Here is a 16,122-nt window from a genome sequence, read left to right as displayed (position 1 = left end):
GCGATGCACTCCGGACGGGCTCCACAACGAAGCGCACCGTGCCGGTGAGTGATCGCTGGCGCTCAGGCTGACCAACGACTCTCAAGAGACCACGCCGCCGACACCCCTATAAGTTGCGGTTGTTACCGACCGCGACTTTTGTCTTCGTGAGGCGATCCGCTCTCTGGCAGTGATGGTGCCAGCGTCACCAAGCCGAACTCCTCCAGGGCGCGGGGCAGGTTGCGGTGTTCGTGGCCCGGATGGCTGAGTTTCACTAACGCGAAACGCTGCAGTTCGTCGAGCTTTCTCCACTGTTCCGCCGCCGGGGTGAGGCCCAGCTGTTGGTAGGAGGCCAGCAGGATTGCGGGCATCTGCTCTCCCTGCTGCCAGGGTTCCCACTGGGCGGGCGGCAAAGGCAAGGCCGGACCCTGCGGCAGTGCCGCGCTGCGCGCCAGCAGCCACTGCCGCAGGGCATCGAGGCTCGCCTTGTCATCGGGCCAGGCCAGAAGGCGCTGGCGCTCCTCTGGTTCGAGCCCAGACCAGTGCACCAGTTTGAGCTTCACCCCGACCAGGTCGAGCTTGCGCCGCACCGCCATCGGCAGGCAGCGGAGGTTGTCCACGAAGTCGGCCTCGAAGGCGAAGCAGCGGCCATGGAGGCTCACGGAGCCCCCATCTCGCGCCGCAGCCGTTCGCCGCTGCGGGCCATCAGCAGGGCGCTGGCCTGCTCCAGGGCCGCGTCCAGGCACTCGAAGCGCCCGGCAAACCAGAGATAGGCCCCCACGTTCCAGCGCAGCGCCTCGGCCAGCACCCCCTCCCCACCCAGGGCCGCCAGGGCCTCACCCTGCCAGGTGTCCAGGTCCTGCCAGGGCACCTCGGGGGCGCTGATGCCATGGTCGCGCGGGTGCAGCAGGATCCGCTCCGCGTCGCCCTGCCGCAGCCGGGCCGTGATGCAGGCCCGGGTGGTGGGCAGATCGGTGGATCCCTCCAGACCCTTCACGGTGAGCACATCGGTTTCACCGGCGGCGGTGAGGGCTTCCCAGGCCCGACTTTCGGTGGGCGGGTGCACGAAGCCGCTCACCAGCAGGTGCTCGCCGCGATGGGGGGTCCAGAGCAGCTCCAGGCTCGCCACCGGGGGACGCTTGCCGATGGCGTCCCGCACCGGCACCAGTCCATCGGCGAGGGGGAAGTGGTCGCACTGGTGGGTCAGCGCCAGCCCGTGGCGATTGAGCCGTTCCTGTGCCGCCGAGAGGGGCAGCCCCCGCCAGCCGATGCCGAGCGCTTCGAACAGTTCGGCCAGGGTCACGCCGTACTTCACCGGCATCGGATCGCCACCGTGCAGCACCACCGGCACCGCCGCGCTGGCGAGCACCAGGGCCACCAGGGGTAGCAGCGGTGCCGTGCGGCTGCGGCCGTCGTAGGGCACGCCGAAACAGAGCGGCCGGCGGCCGGGCGTTTCAAGCACCGGCCCGTGTTGCCGGTAGCTGTCGAGCATGCCGGTGAGTTCGATCGGCAGGGGCCGACGGATGCGGTGGGCGATCAGGAAGGCGCCCATCTGGGCGGCACTGGCCTGGCCGCTCAGCATCAGGTCCATCGCCTCGCGGGCCTCCTGTCGGTCGAGGCCGGTGCTGGTGTGTTCGCCGCTGCCCACCTTGCCGATCAGTTCACGGAAGCGGGCGGGCCCGCTGCCGAGTGACCGCAGCCGTTCCTCGCGCCGCTCGGCCCATCCCTCCTGCCGCCGGCCGGCAGAGGTGGTGGGCCGAGCGGCGTCGCGGTGATCCACACCGGCGGGCGACGAGGAAGGCTTCGGTAGCGATTGCGACACGGGGTTGCGGCGCTGAAGCAGAAGCTAGGGCCTCCTCGTTCGGTGGTGTCGCGCAGCAGCGTTTGGCGCGCTCCATCCTCATCGCCACCGGCGACGCATCCCTCATCGGCGTCCGTCGGTTCCGTGACCCCAGCGCCCTGGAGGCTTCACGGCTGTGCCGAGTGCTTCTTCCGTCGTTCCTGCCCGTCAGGTTTCCGTCGCGCGTCCTTCCGCGTGGCTCATTTCCCCATGACCTCAGCTTCCGCCCACTCCGCCGCCCCGCTGCCGAAGCTCAGCAAGATCGAGCAAGCCAAGCTCGACGGCTGCGGCCTCGATCTGGCCCCCCGGCTGGCTGATCTGGCACGGGATGGATGGGAGCAGCTGGATGAGGCCACGCTCACGATTCGCCTCAAGTGGCTGGGCATCTTTTTCCGGCCCGTCACTCCCGGTCGGTTCATGCTGCGGCTGCGCCTGCCCAACGGCGTGATCCAGGCGGAGCAACTGGAGGTGCTGGCCGAGGCGGTGGACCGCTGCGGCGATCACGGCAGCGCCGACATCACCACTCGCCAGAACCTGCAGCTGCGGGGGTTGTTGTTCGAAGACATGGCTCCACTGCTGGCGGCAATGGAGCGGGTGGGCCTCACCAGCCGCCAGTCCGGCCACGACAATCCCCGCAACATCACGGGCAATCCCCTGGCCGGCATCGATCCGGAGGAGATCGTCGACACCCGTCCGCTGGTGGAGGCGATACAGGCCCGGCTGCTGGCCGAGGATGGCCCCCGCAACCTTCCCCGCAAGTTCAATGTGGCTGTGGGCGGAGCCCCCGACAGCTTCCTGCTCCACAACGACCTGGCCTACCTGCCGGCTCACCACCAGGGGCGGCTTGGCTTCACGGTGATGGTGGGAGGCTTCTTCTCCGCCCAGCGCAATGAGCTCGCCATTCCCTTGGGTCTGTGGTTGGAGGGCGACCAGCTGCCCGAGTTCACCCTGGCGGTGCTGCGCCATTTCGAGCGCTGTGGCAATCGGGCTGCTCGCAATCGGAGCCGGTTGATGTATCTGATCGATGACCTCGGCCTGGAGGACTATCGCCGGGCCGTGCTCGCGTCTTATGGCGAGCTGGTGGGTGCGGCGGCCCTGCCGCCCCTTCCCCACGACGGCTCCCATCTGGTGAACCGGGCCCCCCGTGATGGGCTCGGCTGGAACCAGCAGCCCCAGCCGGGCCGGGCCTGGATGGGGCTGCATGTGCCGATGGGCCGCCTCGATGCCGACGCCATGCTGGAGCTGGCTCGCCTGGCCCGCACCTATGGCAGCGGCGAACTGCGCCTCACCGAGGCCCAGAATGTGCTGCTGCCCCAGGTGCCGTTGGAGCAGCGGGAGCCGCTGCTGGCCGAGCCGCTGCTGCAACGCTTCCGTCCCGACCCCTCGCCCCTGCAGGCGGAGGCGGTGAGCTGCACGGGGAATACCTACTGCAGTTTCGCCCTCATCCCCACCAAGACCACGGCCCAGAGCGTGCTGGAGGAGCTGGAGCGCCGCATTGATCTTCCCCATGCAGTGCGGATGCACTGGACCGGCTGCCCCAATGCCTGCGGCCAGCCCTACATGGGCCAGATCGGCCTGATGGGGGCCAAGGCCCGCAAGGACGGGGAGATGGTGGAGGCGGCCAAGATCTTCCTGGGCGGCTGCATGGATGCCGACCCGAAGCTGGCCGAACTGCACGACAAGGGCGTTCCCCTCAGCGACCTGCCCGCCGTGCTGGAGCAGTTGCTGGTGGAGCACTTCGGTGCGCAGCGAAAGCCGGCCGCGGCCTGACGCCCTGTCCCCCCAGCCAGGCGGGCCGGCTCCAGGCCGGGCTCCGATGTCCGGGTCGCGTCGTGGTCCAGGCTCGATCAAGGCTCAACAGAGCCTCCCGATCCTGGAGATCCTGGCCGCCATAGAGCAGATGGGTGATCCGCTCCGGATCGAGCCCCATCTGGGCCGCCTCCCGCCAGAGGCGCTCGCTGCGAGGCCCGTTGCCCTGTGCGAACTGGGCGGCTCCCAGCTCCGCCACCAGCCGCACCAGCAGCTGGCGCTCCTTGAGGGCATCCAGGTCCTGAACCGGCTCCCGCTCGTGGGTGGTGGTGCTGACGGCCCTGGTGGTGCTGATGGCCCTGGTGCTGCTGACGACCCTGTCCATGCCGTGTCGGGCGACGACTCCCCTGTCGTAGAGCCGTTTCCGATCGCCCGGCTCCTTGCCACACCAAACGTATCGATTGTGACTGTTCTGCCCCCGGCGCCGCTCCCCGGATCGCCGCGCCCCACCCGGAAACACGTGCCATGGTGGGGGTCGCGCCCCACGGCCGATGGTGGGTCGTCGCCGGAGCCCTTGGAGTCGAGCCGCGTCGCCGCCAGTTCCACTGCTGCCCTGCCCGCGGTGGGTGATCCCACCCGATGGAGCTGGCTACAGCAGTTGCGCCGCCAGCCCGTCGTCGCCCTGGAGCCCTGGCTCGAGGCGATCGAGACCGGTGCCATTGAGCTGGACGCGGAGCTGCTGGCGGCCCTGGCCGACCGGCTGGATGCCGCCGCCTGCCGCCGTCTGCTGGCCTGGTGGCTGGCCCGGCCGCAGGCGGATCCGGCCCTGCTGGCCAGCCTGGCGCGCCCCCGTGATGCCGCTGTAGCGCGGCTGCTGCGCGAGGCCCTGGCGGCGGCGGCACCGGAGCGGGCCGCGCTGTTGCTGCCCCTGCTGGGTCACCAGCGCGATCCGGCCGATTTCCCCGCCCTTGAAGGTTGGGTGAGGGGGGCCCATCCCGCCCGGCTGCGCCAGGCGGCCCTGGAGGGGCTGGCGGTGGGCTTGCCGGCCTGGCCCCTACCAGCGCTGCGCACCCTGCTGCGCGGCCTGGCGGTGGATCTCGATGGCACCCTGGCGGCCACCGCGGTGGACCTGCTCGCCCGCCTGCCCCAGGGACGGCTTTCCCTGGCTCGCCTGCAGCCGGGCCAGCTGGATCCCGCCGTGCTGCGGCGACGGCAGCGGCGGCTGGCCGCTCTGCCCGCCGCCCCGCTGGTGCTGGTGGTGCACGGCCGCAGTGGTGGTCTGATCCCGCCGGAGCTGGAGCTTCTGGCCGCCGAGTTGGAGCGTCGTCGCGGGGCTCCCGTGCTGCTGCAGAGCCTCACCGGCACGGTGCTGCCGCCCGATCCCCGGCCCCTGCGCCAGGCCGCTGCCTCTGGGCCGGTCAGCCTGCTGCCGCTCCTGCTGCTGCCGGGTTCCCACGTCTGCCGCGACCTGCCGGCCATCGCTGCCGCCTGGCGGACCTCCGGCCCGCTGCGGTCCCTGCCATTTCTCGGCGCCTGGCCTGCCTGGCAGACCGCCCTGCGCGAGGAGGTCGCCGCCCTGAAGGCCGCCGCCGGGGCTCCGCCGCTGCTGCTGCATCACCCGCTCGCCTCGGCGGTTGCGGGCCGCTACCTGGCCCACCTGGCGGGTCTCTGCGCTGCCCCGTGCCGCGCCACTCCATACGATGCGTCGGATCGCGAGGAGCTGCTGTCCCTGCTGGAGGCCCCTGACCCGCTGCCCGTGCTGCCGCTTGTGCTGGCCGCCAACCGCCTCACCGACGGCCTGCCCGCGGCCTGCGGAGCCCCTTTGCTGCAGCGTCCCCGATTCCACACGTGCCTGCTCGACCTGCTTGAGGCCCTGCCATGAGCGCCGCCTCCCCGCTCTCCACCCAGGGCACCGTCTATCTGGTGGGAGCAGGCCCGGGCGACCCCGAATTGCTCACCCTCAAGGCCCACCGGCTGCTGCGCTGCTGCGACGCCCTCGTCTACGACTCCCTGGTGCCGAAGGCCCTGCTGGATCTGGTGCCGGAGGGCTGCGAGCGGCAGTTCGTCGGCAAGCGCCGCGGCCACCACTCCGTTCCGCAGCCGAGCACCAATGCGGTGCTGGTGGAGCTGGCCGGTCGCCATCGCACGGTCGTGCGCCTCAAAGGGGGCGATCCGTTCCTGTTCGGCCGCGGCGGCGAGGAGGCGGCCCACCTGGCGGCCCGAGGCATCCCGGTGCAGGTGGTGCCCGGTGTCACGGCGGGGATCGCCGCCCCGGCCTATGCCGGCATTCCGGTGACCCATCGCCGGGCGGGCTCGAGCGTCACCTTCGTGACCGGCCATGAGGAGATCGACAAGGCGCGCCCCGGTGTGGATTGGCAGGGGCTGGCCCGCTGCAGTGACGGCCTGGTGATCTACATGGGCCTCCATAACCTCAGCCGCATCTGCAAGGAGCTGATCGCCGGTGGCCTGGCGCCCGACACCCCGGCCGCCGTGATCCAGCAGGGCACGGTGCTGGGGCAGCGGGATCTGGTGGCCCCGTTGGGCGAGCTGGCCGATCGGGTGGCGGAGCAGGGGTTCGTGTCGCCCTCGATCGTGGTGGTGGGGCAGGTGGTGGCGGAACGGGTGGCGGCCTGCGCCCCCGCGCCGGCCGATGCCGAGATGCCGATCCCCTTCTGAGCATCAGCCCCGGCGCCGCAGTGCCGCTCGGGCCACCCTTCGGCAAGACTGGTGGCTGAGGCCTGGGCTGTCTGGGCTCGGCACCCGTCCCGCCATGCCCGCGTCCATGTCCGCCACCCCCGCCATCACCACCCAGCTGGGCGACCAGGGACTGGGGCAGCAGCCCTGGTGGGTGGAGCAGTGGATGGAACTGATCAACTCCTTCCGCTACAAGAAGCGGCTGGAGCGCGCCTGGGCCTACGCCCGTGAGGGCAATGTGCTCTCGATCCGCTTCGAGGGGCGGCGGGTGCATGCCCGCGTGCAGGGCACCGAACCCGAGCCCTACAAGGTGAAGCTGTGGCTCGATGTGCTCAGCGAGGAAGACTGGGGCTACGTGCTCGAGGCGCTCACCCAGAAGGCCCGCTGGTCGGCCCAGCTGCTGGCCGGCGTGATGCCGCAGGACATCGAGCGCGCCTTCGCCGCCAGCGGCAAGCGCCTGTTTCCGTTCAAGCTGCAGGAGGTGCGCAGCGAATGCACCTGCCCGGACAAGGCCAATCCCTGCAAGCACACCAGCGCTGTCTATTACCTGATGGGGGATCGCTTCAGCGAAGACCCCTTCGTGCTGTTCCAGCTGCGGGGCCGCACCCGATCCCAGCTGCTGGCCGATCTGGCGGTGCGCCGCCGCAAGGCCCTGGCCGAACGGGCGGCGGCGCTGCGGGCCAGCGCAGCGGGCGGCACTCCAGCCGGACCGCTCTCGGCGCCGGACGCCGGCCAGTCGCCCCATCCCACCCATCCAGCCATCGGAGATCCGAGCCGCTGGTGGCGCTACGACGCAGCCCTCGATCCGGATCTCGTGGTGATCACGCCGGCCCTGGAGGGGGACACGGGGCTTGATGCCGCCGGTCCGCTGCCCCTGGCGGAAGAACCCCGCTTCCCGGAGGCCAACCGCCACTTCCTCGACCATCTGCGCAGCCAGGGCCAGGCCAAGGCCAACCAGGCCATGGCCCTGGCCATGGGCGCCGGGGTCGCCGGTGGCTGAGCCGAATCTGGTGCTCGAGCCGAATCTGAGGGCTGAGCCGCGCTCGGTGCTGGCTCCAGAGCTGGAGGCCGCCTGGTTGGCTGAGCCCGTGCTGGAACGGGTGGCCTGGATCCTCACCTCCCACCAGGCCGCCTTCGGCCGCCCCCTGATCCCGGCTGCGGCCAACCGGCGCCTGGCGGCCCAGGAGTTGTTCGTCGCCCCAGTGGTGGTGCTCGCCCATGACGATCCTGGGCAGACCGGTGAGGCTGCTGGCGGTGCGTCTGCTGCCGGTCATTCAGAGGTGGATCCGATCGGGCCGCGGCTGATCTATGCCAACGTCGCCGCCCTGCGGCTCTGGCGTCGCCCCTGGGCCACGATGGTGGGCCTGCCCTCGTGGCTCACGGCTGAGCCGGTGGCGCGGGCGGAGCGGGCCCGTGCCCTGCGGCAGGCCTTGCGCGACGAGGCGATCGCCCACTACAGCGGTGTGCGCATCGATAGCCACGGCCGCCGCTTCCAGCTGCGCGGTGCCCGCCTCTGGACCCTGCGCGATGCCGCTGGCCAGAGCCGCGGCCAGGCCGCCTGTTTCAGCGATTGGTACTGGTTGTAAGGGAGCTCCCTGGCGAGGATTCCCCGGGCCCCTAATTCAGCCCTGCGAGAGGCTGATGCCGAACAGCACCACGAAGGCGCTGAGCACGATCAGGCTGATGCGTGCCAGCAGCAGTTGGCCGGTTCCGAACCGATCGGCTGGGGCCACCTGGCGGCCCTGCATCACCCGCAGGTTCATCCAGGCCAGCACCGGTGTGGTGAGGAACGACACCACCATCGCCAGCTGCACCAGGGCCCCCATCGAACCGGGCCAGAAGGCGAGCACCGCGGCGGCCCCGACACCGTGCAGCACCATCCAGATCCCGTGCTCCCGCCGGTCATGGACGGCGTGGCCGCGGAAGCCGCGCAGCAGCCGAAAGCCGGCGGAGGTGGAGCGGGGATAGCCGTCCAGGCAGGTGAGGGTGGTGCTGAACATCGTGGTGAAGGCCGCGATCGCGATCACCGGATAGGCCCAGCCACCGAGGCTGGCGGTGTAGAGGGTGATCAACTGCTGCGCAAAGCGCGCGCCGCTGGGGGAGAAGGTCTGCCCGGTGCCGTGCATCACCCAGGCCCCCAACAACAGAAACAGCACCGCCATCGCCACCGTGAGCAGATAGCCGAGGTTGAAGTCGGCTTCCACTTCGGCACGGGAGCCGCGATGGCCCGAGTCGTCCTGCCGCGCGAAGATCCACAGCGACGACCAGGCGGCCAGATCGAGCGGGCAGGGCATCCAGCCCATCAGGGCCACCAGGAACGGCAGGGCCGTCAGGCTCCAGGGGCTGGGGCTGAACAGGTCAACGTTGACAGCGACCGGACCCCGGCCCAGCACGGCCACCGCCGGCCACCACCGTGCTGATCGTGAGCAGCAGCACGATGCCCTTGCTGAGCCGATCGAGGCTGCGGTAGTGGCCCAGCAGCAGCACGGCCACGCAGACCCCCACCATCAGCAGGGCCAGCCCTGTCGGTGTGCTCAGGCCGCCGGGCCGGCCGGCCGGCACCATGCTGGTGGCCAGGCTGCCGCAGACCGAGGCCACCGCCGCGATGTTGCCCACGCCGGTGGCCAGGGTGATCAGCAGAAACAGAGGCAGATACCAGGGGCGTTGGCGCTGATACCCCTCCAGCAGGCTCAGCCCGGTGACCGCCGTGAACCGGCTTCCCACCAGCAGGAAGGGGTACTTGAACAGGTTGGCCAGCAGCACGAAACCGAGCAGGCCGAGGCCGAAGCGGGCTCCCGCCTGGGTGGAGGCCACCAGGTGAGACCCACCGATGGCGGCGCCGGCCAGCAGGATGCCGGGCCCCAGGCTCTGCCGAAAGCCCTTGAGGGTGAGCGGCATGGCCGGTTTCAGGGCCGCCTGCGGCTGGTCGTTCGGATCCGGCTGTCCGGCTTCGCCTGCCGTCATGGCGATGACGCCTTCAGAGGGGGTTCCAGCTTGGCGATGGTGTGGCCCGCTGGCATCGAGGGCCCGCCGCAATCCGCCAGCTGGCGGGCCGGTCTGCCTACAGTCCTGACCCCCGGAGGAGCCGTTCATGAGCGTTGTCGCACCGCCGCGTCTGAGCCTCCAGTGCGAGGTGATCGCCGCCGATACCACCGCGATCCGCTCCCTCGACTGGGACCGCAGCCGCTTCGACATCGAATTCGGCCTCCGCAACGGCACCACCTACAACGCCTTTCTGGTGCGGGGTGAGCGCACGGCCCTGATCGATACCAGCCACCTCAAATTCGCCGACACCTGGCTGCCGCTGCTCGAGCAGGAGATCGATCCTCTGGCGATCGATCATCTGATCGTGTCCCATACCGAGCCCGACCATTCCGGGCTGATCGGCCACCTGCTCGACCGCAATCCCGAGATCGAGATCGTGGCCTCCAAGGTGGCGATCCAGTTCCTCGAAGACCAGGTCCACCGCCCCTTCCGCAGCCGCGCCGTGAAGAGCGGCGACAGCCTCGATCTGGGTACCCATCCCGCCAGTGGGATTCAGCACCGCTTCGACTTCCTCAGTGCCCCCAACCTGCACTGGCCGGACACGATCTTTTCCTTTGATCACGGCACCGGCATCCTCTACACCTGCGACGCCTTCGGATTGCATTACTGCAGCGAGGAGCTGTACGACAGCGATCCCGGTGCCATCGCCCCGGATTTCCGCTTTTATTACGACTGCCTGATGGGGCCCAATGCCCGCAGCGTGCTGCAGGCGCTCAAGCGCATGGAGGGGCTGCCGGAGATCACCACCATCGCCGTGGGCCATGGCCCCCTGCTGCGGCAGCATCTCGGCCTCTGGGTGGGTGACTACCGCGACTGGAGCAGCCAGCGCAGCAAGGGGGAGGCCTATGCTGCCGTCTGTTATCTGAGCCAGTACGGCTTCTGCGACCGGCTCAGCCAGGCGATCGCTCGCGGCATCGGCAAGGCCGAGGCCCAGGTGCAGCTTGTGGATCTGCGCGCCACCGATGCCCAGGAGCTCACTGCGCTGATCGGCGAGGCCAGTGCTGTGGTGGTGCCTACCTGGCCGGCCGCGCCCGACGCCGAGCTGCAGGCCCAGGTGGGCACGCTGCTGGCGGCCCTCAAGCCCAAGCAGTGGGTCGCCTGCTACGACGCCTACGGCGGCAACGACGAGCCGATCGACACGGTCGCGGCCCAGCTGCGCAGCCTCGGCCAGAAGAGCGCCTTCGAGCCGCTCCGCATCCGCCAGGTGCCGGATGGGCAGGATTACCAGCGCTGCGAGGAGGCCGGCACCGACCTGGGCCAGCTGCTCACCCGCGAGAAGACGATCGCGGCCATGAAGAGCCTCGACGGCGACCTCGACAAGGCGCTTGGCCGCCTCTCAGGAGGCCTCTATGTGGTGACGGCCCGCCAGGACGATGCCGAGGGCGGCAGCCGCAGCGGTGCGATGGTGGCCAGCTGGGTGAGCCAGGCGAGTTTTGATCCTCCGGGTCTCACGGTGGCCGTGGCCAAAGACCGTGCCATCGAGGCCCTGATGCAGGTGGGCGACCGGTTTGTGCTCAACATCCTGCGGGAGGACAACCACCAGGTGCTGTTGCGCCATTTCCTCAAGCGCTTTCCCCCTGGTGCCGATCGCTTCGCCGGCGTCATCACCCTGGACGGCGTCGCCGCTGGCGGTCCGGTGCTCGGCGATGCCCTGGCCTACCTGGGCTGCCGCGTGGTTCAGCGGATGGAGGGTCCGGATCACTGGATCATCTACGCCGCGGTGGAACAGGGCACCGTCTCCGACCTGGAGGCCTCCACCGCCGTTCACCACCGCAAAGTGGGCAACCACTATTGAAGTGGGCCCAATCCCAGCCCCTAATCCCATCCGTTGCCTCAGCCTTTGATCGTGAAGATCCCATCCTGGTTGACCTGCAGGATGAAGACGGGCAGCTTCAGTCGGTTGCCGGTGATCGGGTCGATCGTGATCGTGCCGGTCTCCCCCTGGTAGTTGCGGGTCTGCAACAGCGCATCCAGGGCAGGTTCAAAATTGCTGCTGTCGGCCTGCTCCATGGCTTCGGCCAGCACCTGCAGGGAGTCGTAGGTAAAGGTGCCCCAGACGCCAGGGGTGCGATCGAAACGCTGCTCATAGGCGTTCACGTAGTCCTTGGCGGAGGGTAACTGGGTCGCTTCAGGCGTCCCGCTGAACACACAGGCTTGGGCCACCTCCAGACCGGCCTGCTCCACAAAGGCCGGATCCACGTTGGCCAGACCCATGAAGCGCTGGGCGTTGCTGCCACTGGCGGCCAACCCTTTGGCGATGACACTGCCCTCCGGGTAATAGGTGCTCACATAAACCAGGCCGGGGTTACTGGCCAGGGCCTGCTGGATCGCCGCGTTGTAGTCCTGGGCCCCCGGGGTGATGCTGATTCGCTCCACGGCCACCCCATCGGCCCTGAGGGCCGCCTCGAGCCGATCCGCCATCCCCGTGGTGAAGGTGGAAGGGTCCACCAGCATCGACACGGTCTTGATGTCCTGCGCGAGGATGTAGGCCTCCTCGACCGGAGCGATCTGGCTGTTCTTGGGCTGGACGGTGACCCCCTGGCCATTGGTGTCATCCGTGGACGTGAGATGCACCGGCACGATCTCGTGCCTGAGGTAATAGGGCAGGTTGAGGACGCCCACGCCGGAGTTGTAGGGGCCGATCACCGCATCGGCCCCCAGTTGCTTGAGCTTCTGCGCCACGGGTAAGGCCCGATTCGGATCAGCTCTGTCGTCGGCCTGCACCAGCTCGATGGGGCGCCCCAGAATCCCGCCCTGGAGATTCAGCTCCTCAGCCGCCAATCTGGCGCCGCGCCACATGTCGCGACCATTGGCTCTCTGGGAGCCGCTCAACGGGGCCTCCAGGCCAATCACGATCGGCTCGAGCGCGCTTGGTGAGCGGCCTTCAAAGAACGGGTTATCCAGCTGAAAGCCCCCGCCTGAAAAGAACTCCCTTGAAAGGCCTGGGCCTGGGACAATCGCTGGATCCATGGAGTTAAAGCGTGTCAGTGCTTAGGAGACTGCTGAACAACGCCCTTTGGACGCCATTGGAGCAACAAACAGCATGCCCCAAGCTCAGTAACACCGGCATCCTGGAAATCACAAACGGTGACGAACGAATCGCCGACAGTGTTTTTCCGCAACCTCTTCGAACCTTAACCTGCAAGTAAAGGCTCCGCCATCCACTCTCCCCACGCTTCCTAAGATCGTGCTGCAAGGGAAGGCAAGCGATGGGTGTGAACGACGCTGAACGTCAAGTCATTCAGCTGCCGATCGAGCCCGGATTGGTCTGTCTGCGGGGGCTGAGTCCCAAGCGGCTGCGCTTTGAAGTGGAGTACGGCCTGGAGCGGGGCACGAGCGCCAACAGCTTTTTGTTCACCGCCGGAACCACCGCCAGTGGCCAGCCGGTACCGCCGGTGTTGGTGCATCCGCCCGGGGAGTCCTTCGCCGCACCGTTCCTGGAGCAGTTGGCCGGGTTGGTGCCGGCCGAGGCGGCTCTCAAGGTGGTGGTGGGTCACGTCAACCCCAACCGGGTGAGCCTGCTGCGGCGCCTGGCCAGCCAGTGGCCCCAACTGATGCTGGTGGCCTCCAATACCGGTGCCAAGCTGCTGGCGGAGCTGTGGGACCAGCGCAAACCGGCCCCGCCGGGCAGCACCCAGCCCGAATCGCTGATTCCGCCCCTGCCCGCCATCGATGTGGTGAAGCAGGAGGCGACCCGCGAGCTTGGGGATGGCCATGAGCTCACCTTGATCCCCACCCCCACGCCCCGCTGGCCCGGGGCCCTGATCGCCTTCGAGCAGAAGACCGGCCTGCTGATGAGCGGCAAGTTCTTCGCTGCCCACCTCTGCAGCGAGGCGTTTGCCGAAAGCGACCGCAACAGCAGCGAGGAGGACCGCCGCTACTACTACGACTGCCTGATGGCGCCGATCGCCCGCCAGGTGGAGGCCGTGGTCAACCGGCTGGATGAGCTGCCGATCCGCACCATCGCCCCCGGCCACGGACCCGCCATCGCCGAGAGCTGGCGCAGCCTGTTGGCCGATTACCGCCGCTGGGGCGAAACCCAGGACCGCGCCAGACTGTCGGTGGCCCTGCTGTTCGCCAGCGCCTATGGCAACACCGCTGCCATCGCCGATGCCCTGGCCCAGGGGGTGGGACGCACCGGCGTACGGGTCGAGAGCATCAACTGCGAATTTGCGCCCGCTGACCAGCTGCTCGCCGCCATCCGCTCCTGCGACGCTGTCCTGATCGGTTCCCCCACCCTGGGGGGGCATGCGCCCACGCCGATCGTGTCGGCTCTGGGCACCCTGCTGGCGGAGGGAGATCGGGCCAAGCCGGTGGGAGTCTTCGGCAGCTTCGGCTGGAGTGGTGAGGCGCTCGATCTGCTTGAGAGCAAGCTGCGCGATGGCGGCTTCCAGTTCGCCTTCGAGCCGATCAAGGTCAAGTTCAGTCCCGATGCCGCCACGATCAAAACGATCGAGGAAACCGGCACGGCCCTGGGCCGCAGCCTGCTGGTGGAGCAGCGCCGCAGCCAGCGCCGCAGCGCCGCCGGTGGCCTCAGCGAGAGCCGCAGCGATCCGGCGGTGCTGGCCCTGGGCCGACTGGTGGGCTCCCTGTGTGTGCTCACCACCTCCAAGGGGGAGGGGGAAACGCGCCTGAGTGGGGCGATGGTGGCCAGCTGGGTAAGCCAGGCCAGCTTCTCGCCGCCCGGTCTCACGGTGGCGGTGGCACGGGACCGGGCCCTGGAGAGCCTGCTGCACGTGGGGGATGGTTTCGCGCTCAACGTGCTGGCGGCAGGCCGGCAGAGCGGCCCGATGAAGCAGTTTCTGCAGCCGTTTCCGCCGGGAGCGGATCGTTTCGCCGGGCTGGAGCTCCAGGAGAGCCCTGGGGGCTATCCGGTGCTGCCGGAGGCGCTGGCCTGGCTGGAGGGCACGGTCAAGCAGCGGATGGAGTGCGGCGACCACTGGCTGCTCTATGCCGAGCTCAGCAGCGGCGGCCTGCTGGATCCCACGGGAGTCACGGCCGTCCACCAGCGCCGGAGCGGGGCCAACTACTGAGGGGGCCGCAGGAGTGAGGGGGCCGCAGGAGGAAGCCCGCTCGCCAAAACCCTTCAGGCCCTAACTCGAAGTGGTTATGACTTCGTGTAAGCTCTGGAGATCGGTGGGCCCGGTCTCCATCCCTCTCGCGTTCGATCCTGATCGGGTTGATCCTTCTGGGCTCCTTCCTTCCGCGCTCCATCCTCTGCGTTTTTCCGTCATGGATCTGTCCAACCCCTCCACCCAGGCCAACCTCGAGGCCGCCTTCGGCGGTGAGAGCATGGCCAACCGCAAATATCTCTTCTTCGCCGATGTGGCCAAGCAGCTGGGCAATGCCGAGCTGGCGAAGCTCTTCCGCGACACGGCCAATCAGGAAACCGAGCATGCCTTCGCCCACTTCCGCCTGCTCCATCCGGAGCTGGTGGTGGCCGATCCTGCCGGTCTGAGCGAGGAGCAGAAGCAGGCTGTGCTGGCCCGCTGTCTGGAGCTGGCGATTGAGGGCGAAACCTACGAGTACACCACCATGTACCCGGAGTTCGAGGCCCAGGCACGCCTCGATCGGGATGCCGATGCCGCGGCTGAATTCCAGGACCAGATCGACGAATCCGAGGAACACGCCGGCATCTTCCGCAAGGCGGCCAGCAACTTCGGCCTGCTCACGCCGATCGAGCACCACCATGCCGAGCGCTATGGCGTTGCCCTCGAAGCGCTTCAAGGCAAGGGCCAGGCCGGCGAGACGGCCCCGGTGCCCGGGCTGTGGATCTGCAAGGTGTGTTCGATGATCTACGACCCTGTCAAAGGGGATCCCGATTCCGGAATCGCCGCCGGTACGCCCTTCGAGGCCATTCCAGACGACTGGACCTGCCCGATCTGCGGCACCCGCAAGGCCAATTTCATCCCGTATCGCGAGCCCGAACTGTTGGCGGCCTGAGTCATCGCCGGTTGGACGGGGATTGGATCAGGGGTGAGCCTGGATGGACGACTCTGTTCATCCAGGCCTCTTCATCTCATCCAGGTCTCTTCACCATGGGCACGATTGCTTCAAATTTCTTCATCTCAATCCGCCGCGCTTGATCCGCAATCCGATACATTCGCGACCAATGCTCTGGCCATGATGGCCTCACTATGGAGTTGTAACGCTCTTCACGGAGTTGGGTGTGGCGGAGTGGCAACTCCGAGGCCACTCCACTTCATCGGTGCTGTCGTCAATGGCTCCAGTTATCCCGGACAACGTGGTGGTGCGCTATCGAGGATTCGTGCTGATTCCGATCGTTCCAACCGGCTGGCTGGTGCGTCCTGAGCGCAGCCCGATGGTGGTGTTGCCGTTTCGGTTCCCTGCCGCGTCACTCGATCAACTGAAGGCTGAGATCGACGGACGCCTCCTGGATCAGAGCTTGGCTGCTGATGATCAGGGCTTCGCCGCTTGAACCTGCTCCGCAAGGGAGCCGCCCATCAGTCCTGTGCAGGTTCCTGACCTGAACTGGTTCGTGCCAGGTTTCAGGGGCGGGATAGATCGCGCCTGGTCCTCGCCCTCAGGCGGCCTGGGGCGGTGGCGGGGTGGAGCCCCCGACCTGGAACGGCAGGACCAGAGTGGCCCAGTGATCGGGCCGAGTCGGCCGGAGACGGCGGGGCTGGCGGACGCCGAAGGGCACCCGCACCACGTTGGTGCCATCGCTGCGGGTGGTGGCTTCGCTGCCGCTGCTGCGGTTGATGCTGGGGAGAGGGGGCAGGGAGGGGCCCGAGACCGCTTCGGCCTCAGGGCGGTTCAGGGCGCGCAGCGTGCGTCCTGAGTTGGTCTGAGTC

General features: G+C 68.6%; 16 protein-coding genes. 9 read left to right on the top strand and 7 right to left on the bottom strand.

The features are described 5' to 3' along the window. Positions 1-122 precede the first annotated feature (122 nt). Together KQ310_RS09375 and KQ310_RS09370 are read right to left on the bottom strand one after the other, a co-directional pair. A complete protein-coding gene (locus KQ310_RS09375) occupies positions 123-641 on the bottom strand; it encodes a nitrate reductase associated protein (RefSeq protein WP_259721494.1) in 519 nt (172 codons plus the stop codon). Next, positions 638-1,678 (bottom strand): anthranilate phosphoribosyltransferase, encoded by a 1,041-nt coding sequence (locus KQ310_RS09370; RefSeq protein WP_259721513.1) that lies wholly within the window; start codon positions 1,676-1,678, stop codon positions 638-640. Before KQ310_RS09370 ends, KQ310_RS09375 begins: the two co-directional genes overlap by 4 nt. 351 nt (positions 1,679-2,029) lie before the next feature. On the opposite strand from KQ310_RS09370, the gene KQ310_RS09365 reads away from it, so the two are divergent. Then, a complete protein-coding gene (locus tag KQ310_RS09365; RefSeq protein ID WP_259721493.1) occupies positions 2,030-3,589 on the top strand; it encodes a ferredoxin--nitrite reductase in 1,560 nt (519 codons plus the stop codon). On the opposite strand, the gene KQ310_RS09360 is transcribed toward KQ310_RS09365, so the two are convergent. Continuing rightward, the gene (locus tag KQ310_RS09360; RefSeq protein WP_259721492.1) at positions 3,513-3,953 is read right to left on the bottom strand and encodes a hypothetical protein; all 441 of its coding nucleotides are present in this window, start codon (positions 3,951-3,953) and stop codon (positions 3,513-3,515) included. The two genes, KQ310_RS09365 and KQ310_RS09360, sit on opposite strands and share 77 nt — an antisense overlap. 78 nt (positions 3,954-4,031) lie before the next feature. Here KQ310_RS09360 and KQ310_RS09355 point away from each other — a divergent pair, with 78 nt between their 5' ends. The 4 genes from KQ310_RS09355 (at position 4,032) to KQ310_RS09340 (ending at position 7,848) form a co-directional block, all read left to right on the top strand. Then, positions 4,032-5,450: a hypothetical protein gene (locus KQ310_RS09355; RefSeq protein WP_259721491.1), complete on the top strand. Its 1,419-nt coding sequence runs from the start codon at positions 4,032-4,034 to the stop codon at positions 5,448-5,450. Next, on the top strand, positions 5,447-6,244 hold the full coding sequence (gene cobA, locus KQ310_RS09350; RefSeq protein ID WP_259721490.1) for a uroporphyrinogen-III C-methyltransferase: 798 nt from the start codon (positions 5,447-5,449) through the stop codon (positions 6,242-6,244). The genes KQ310_RS09355 and cobA overlap by 4 nt, the downstream gene beginning before the upstream one ends. A gap of 106 nt (positions 6,245-6,350) precedes the next feature. Further along, on the top strand, positions 6,351-7,262 hold the full coding sequence (locus tag KQ310_RS09345) for an SWIM zinc finger family protein (RefSeq protein WP_259721489.1): 912 nt from the start codon (positions 6,351-6,353) through the stop codon (positions 7,260-7,262). After that, positions 7,255-7,848, top strand: a complete 594-nt coding sequence (locus tag KQ310_RS09340; protein WP_311134730.1) for an MEKHLA domain-containing protein — start codon at positions 7,255-7,257, stop codon at positions 7,846-7,848. Before KQ310_RS09345 ends, KQ310_RS09340 begins: the two co-directional genes overlap by 8 nt. Before the next feature lie 36 nt (positions 7,849-7,884). Here KQ310_RS09340 and KQ310_RS09335 read toward each other — a convergent pair whose 3' ends face one another. Both KQ310_RS09335 and KQ310_RS09330 read right to left on the bottom strand, forming a co-directional pair. Beyond that, complete coding sequence (locus KQ310_RS09335) at positions 7,885-8,661, bottom strand: hypothetical protein (RefSeq protein WP_259721488.1); 777 nt, start codon at positions 8,659-8,661, stop codon at positions 7,885-7,887. Then, a complete protein-coding gene (locus KQ310_RS09330) occupies positions 8,621-9,226 on the bottom strand; it encodes a divalent metal cation transporter (RefSeq protein ID WP_259721487.1) in 606 nt (201 codons plus the stop codon). The genes KQ310_RS09335 and KQ310_RS09330 overlap by 41 nt, the downstream gene beginning before the upstream one ends. A gap of 127 nt (positions 9,227-9,353) precedes the next feature. Here KQ310_RS09330 and KQ310_RS09325 point away from each other — a divergent pair, with 127 nt between their 5' ends. Next, positions 9,354-11,102, top strand: coding sequence for a diflavin flavoprotein (locus KQ310_RS09325; protein ID WP_259721486.1), 1,749 nt, complete (start codon positions 9,354-9,356; stop codon positions 11,100-11,102). A 38-nt stretch (positions 11,103-11,140) separates the two neighbouring features. On the opposite strand, the gene KQ310_RS09320 is transcribed toward KQ310_RS09325, so the two are convergent. Continuing rightward, positions 11,141-12,277: a branched-chain amino acid ABC transporter substrate-binding protein gene (locus KQ310_RS09320; protein ID WP_259721485.1), complete on the bottom strand. Its 1,137-nt coding sequence runs from the start codon at positions 12,275-12,277 to the stop codon at positions 11,141-11,143. Between the two features lie 239 nt (positions 12,278-12,516). On the opposite strand from KQ310_RS09320, the gene KQ310_RS09315 reads away from it, so the two are divergent. The 3 genes from KQ310_RS09315 to KQ310_RS09300 all read left to right on the top strand — a co-directional run bounded on the left by KQ310_RS09315 (position 12,517) and on the right by KQ310_RS09300 (position 15,746). Beyond that, positions 12,517-14,340, top strand: coding sequence for a diflavin flavoprotein (locus KQ310_RS09315; RefSeq protein ID WP_259721484.1), 1,824 nt, complete (start codon positions 12,517-12,519; stop codon positions 14,338-14,340). A 199-nt stretch (positions 14,341-14,539) separates the two neighbouring features. Next, on the top strand, positions 14,540-15,250 hold the full coding sequence (locus tag KQ310_RS15875) for a rubrerythrin family protein (protein ID WP_311134729.1): 711 nt from the start codon (positions 14,540-14,542) through the stop codon (positions 15,248-15,250). Positions 15,251-15,527: 277 nt separating this feature from the next. Further along, complete coding sequence (locus KQ310_RS09300) at positions 15,528-15,746, top strand: hypothetical protein (protein ID WP_259721483.1); 219 nt, start codon at positions 15,528-15,530, stop codon at positions 15,744-15,746. A gap of 105 nt (positions 15,747-15,851) precedes the next feature. Here KQ310_RS09300 and KQ310_RS16035 read toward each other — a convergent pair whose 3' ends face one another. Further along, on the bottom strand, positions 15,852-16,049 hold the full coding sequence (locus KQ310_RS16035; RefSeq protein WP_231598237.1) for a hypothetical protein: 198 nt from the start codon (positions 16,047-16,049) through the stop codon (positions 15,852-15,854). Between the last annotated feature and the right edge of the window lie 73 nt (positions 16,050-16,122).

The sequence above is a fragment of the Synechococcus sp. CS-1328 genome (assembly GCF_025128095.1).
Taxonomy (GTDB): domain Bacteria; phylum Cyanobacteriota; class Cyanobacteriia; order PCC-6307; family Cyanobiaceae; genus CBW1002.
This window is presented reverse-complemented; position numbering and strand designations above follow the sequence as displayed.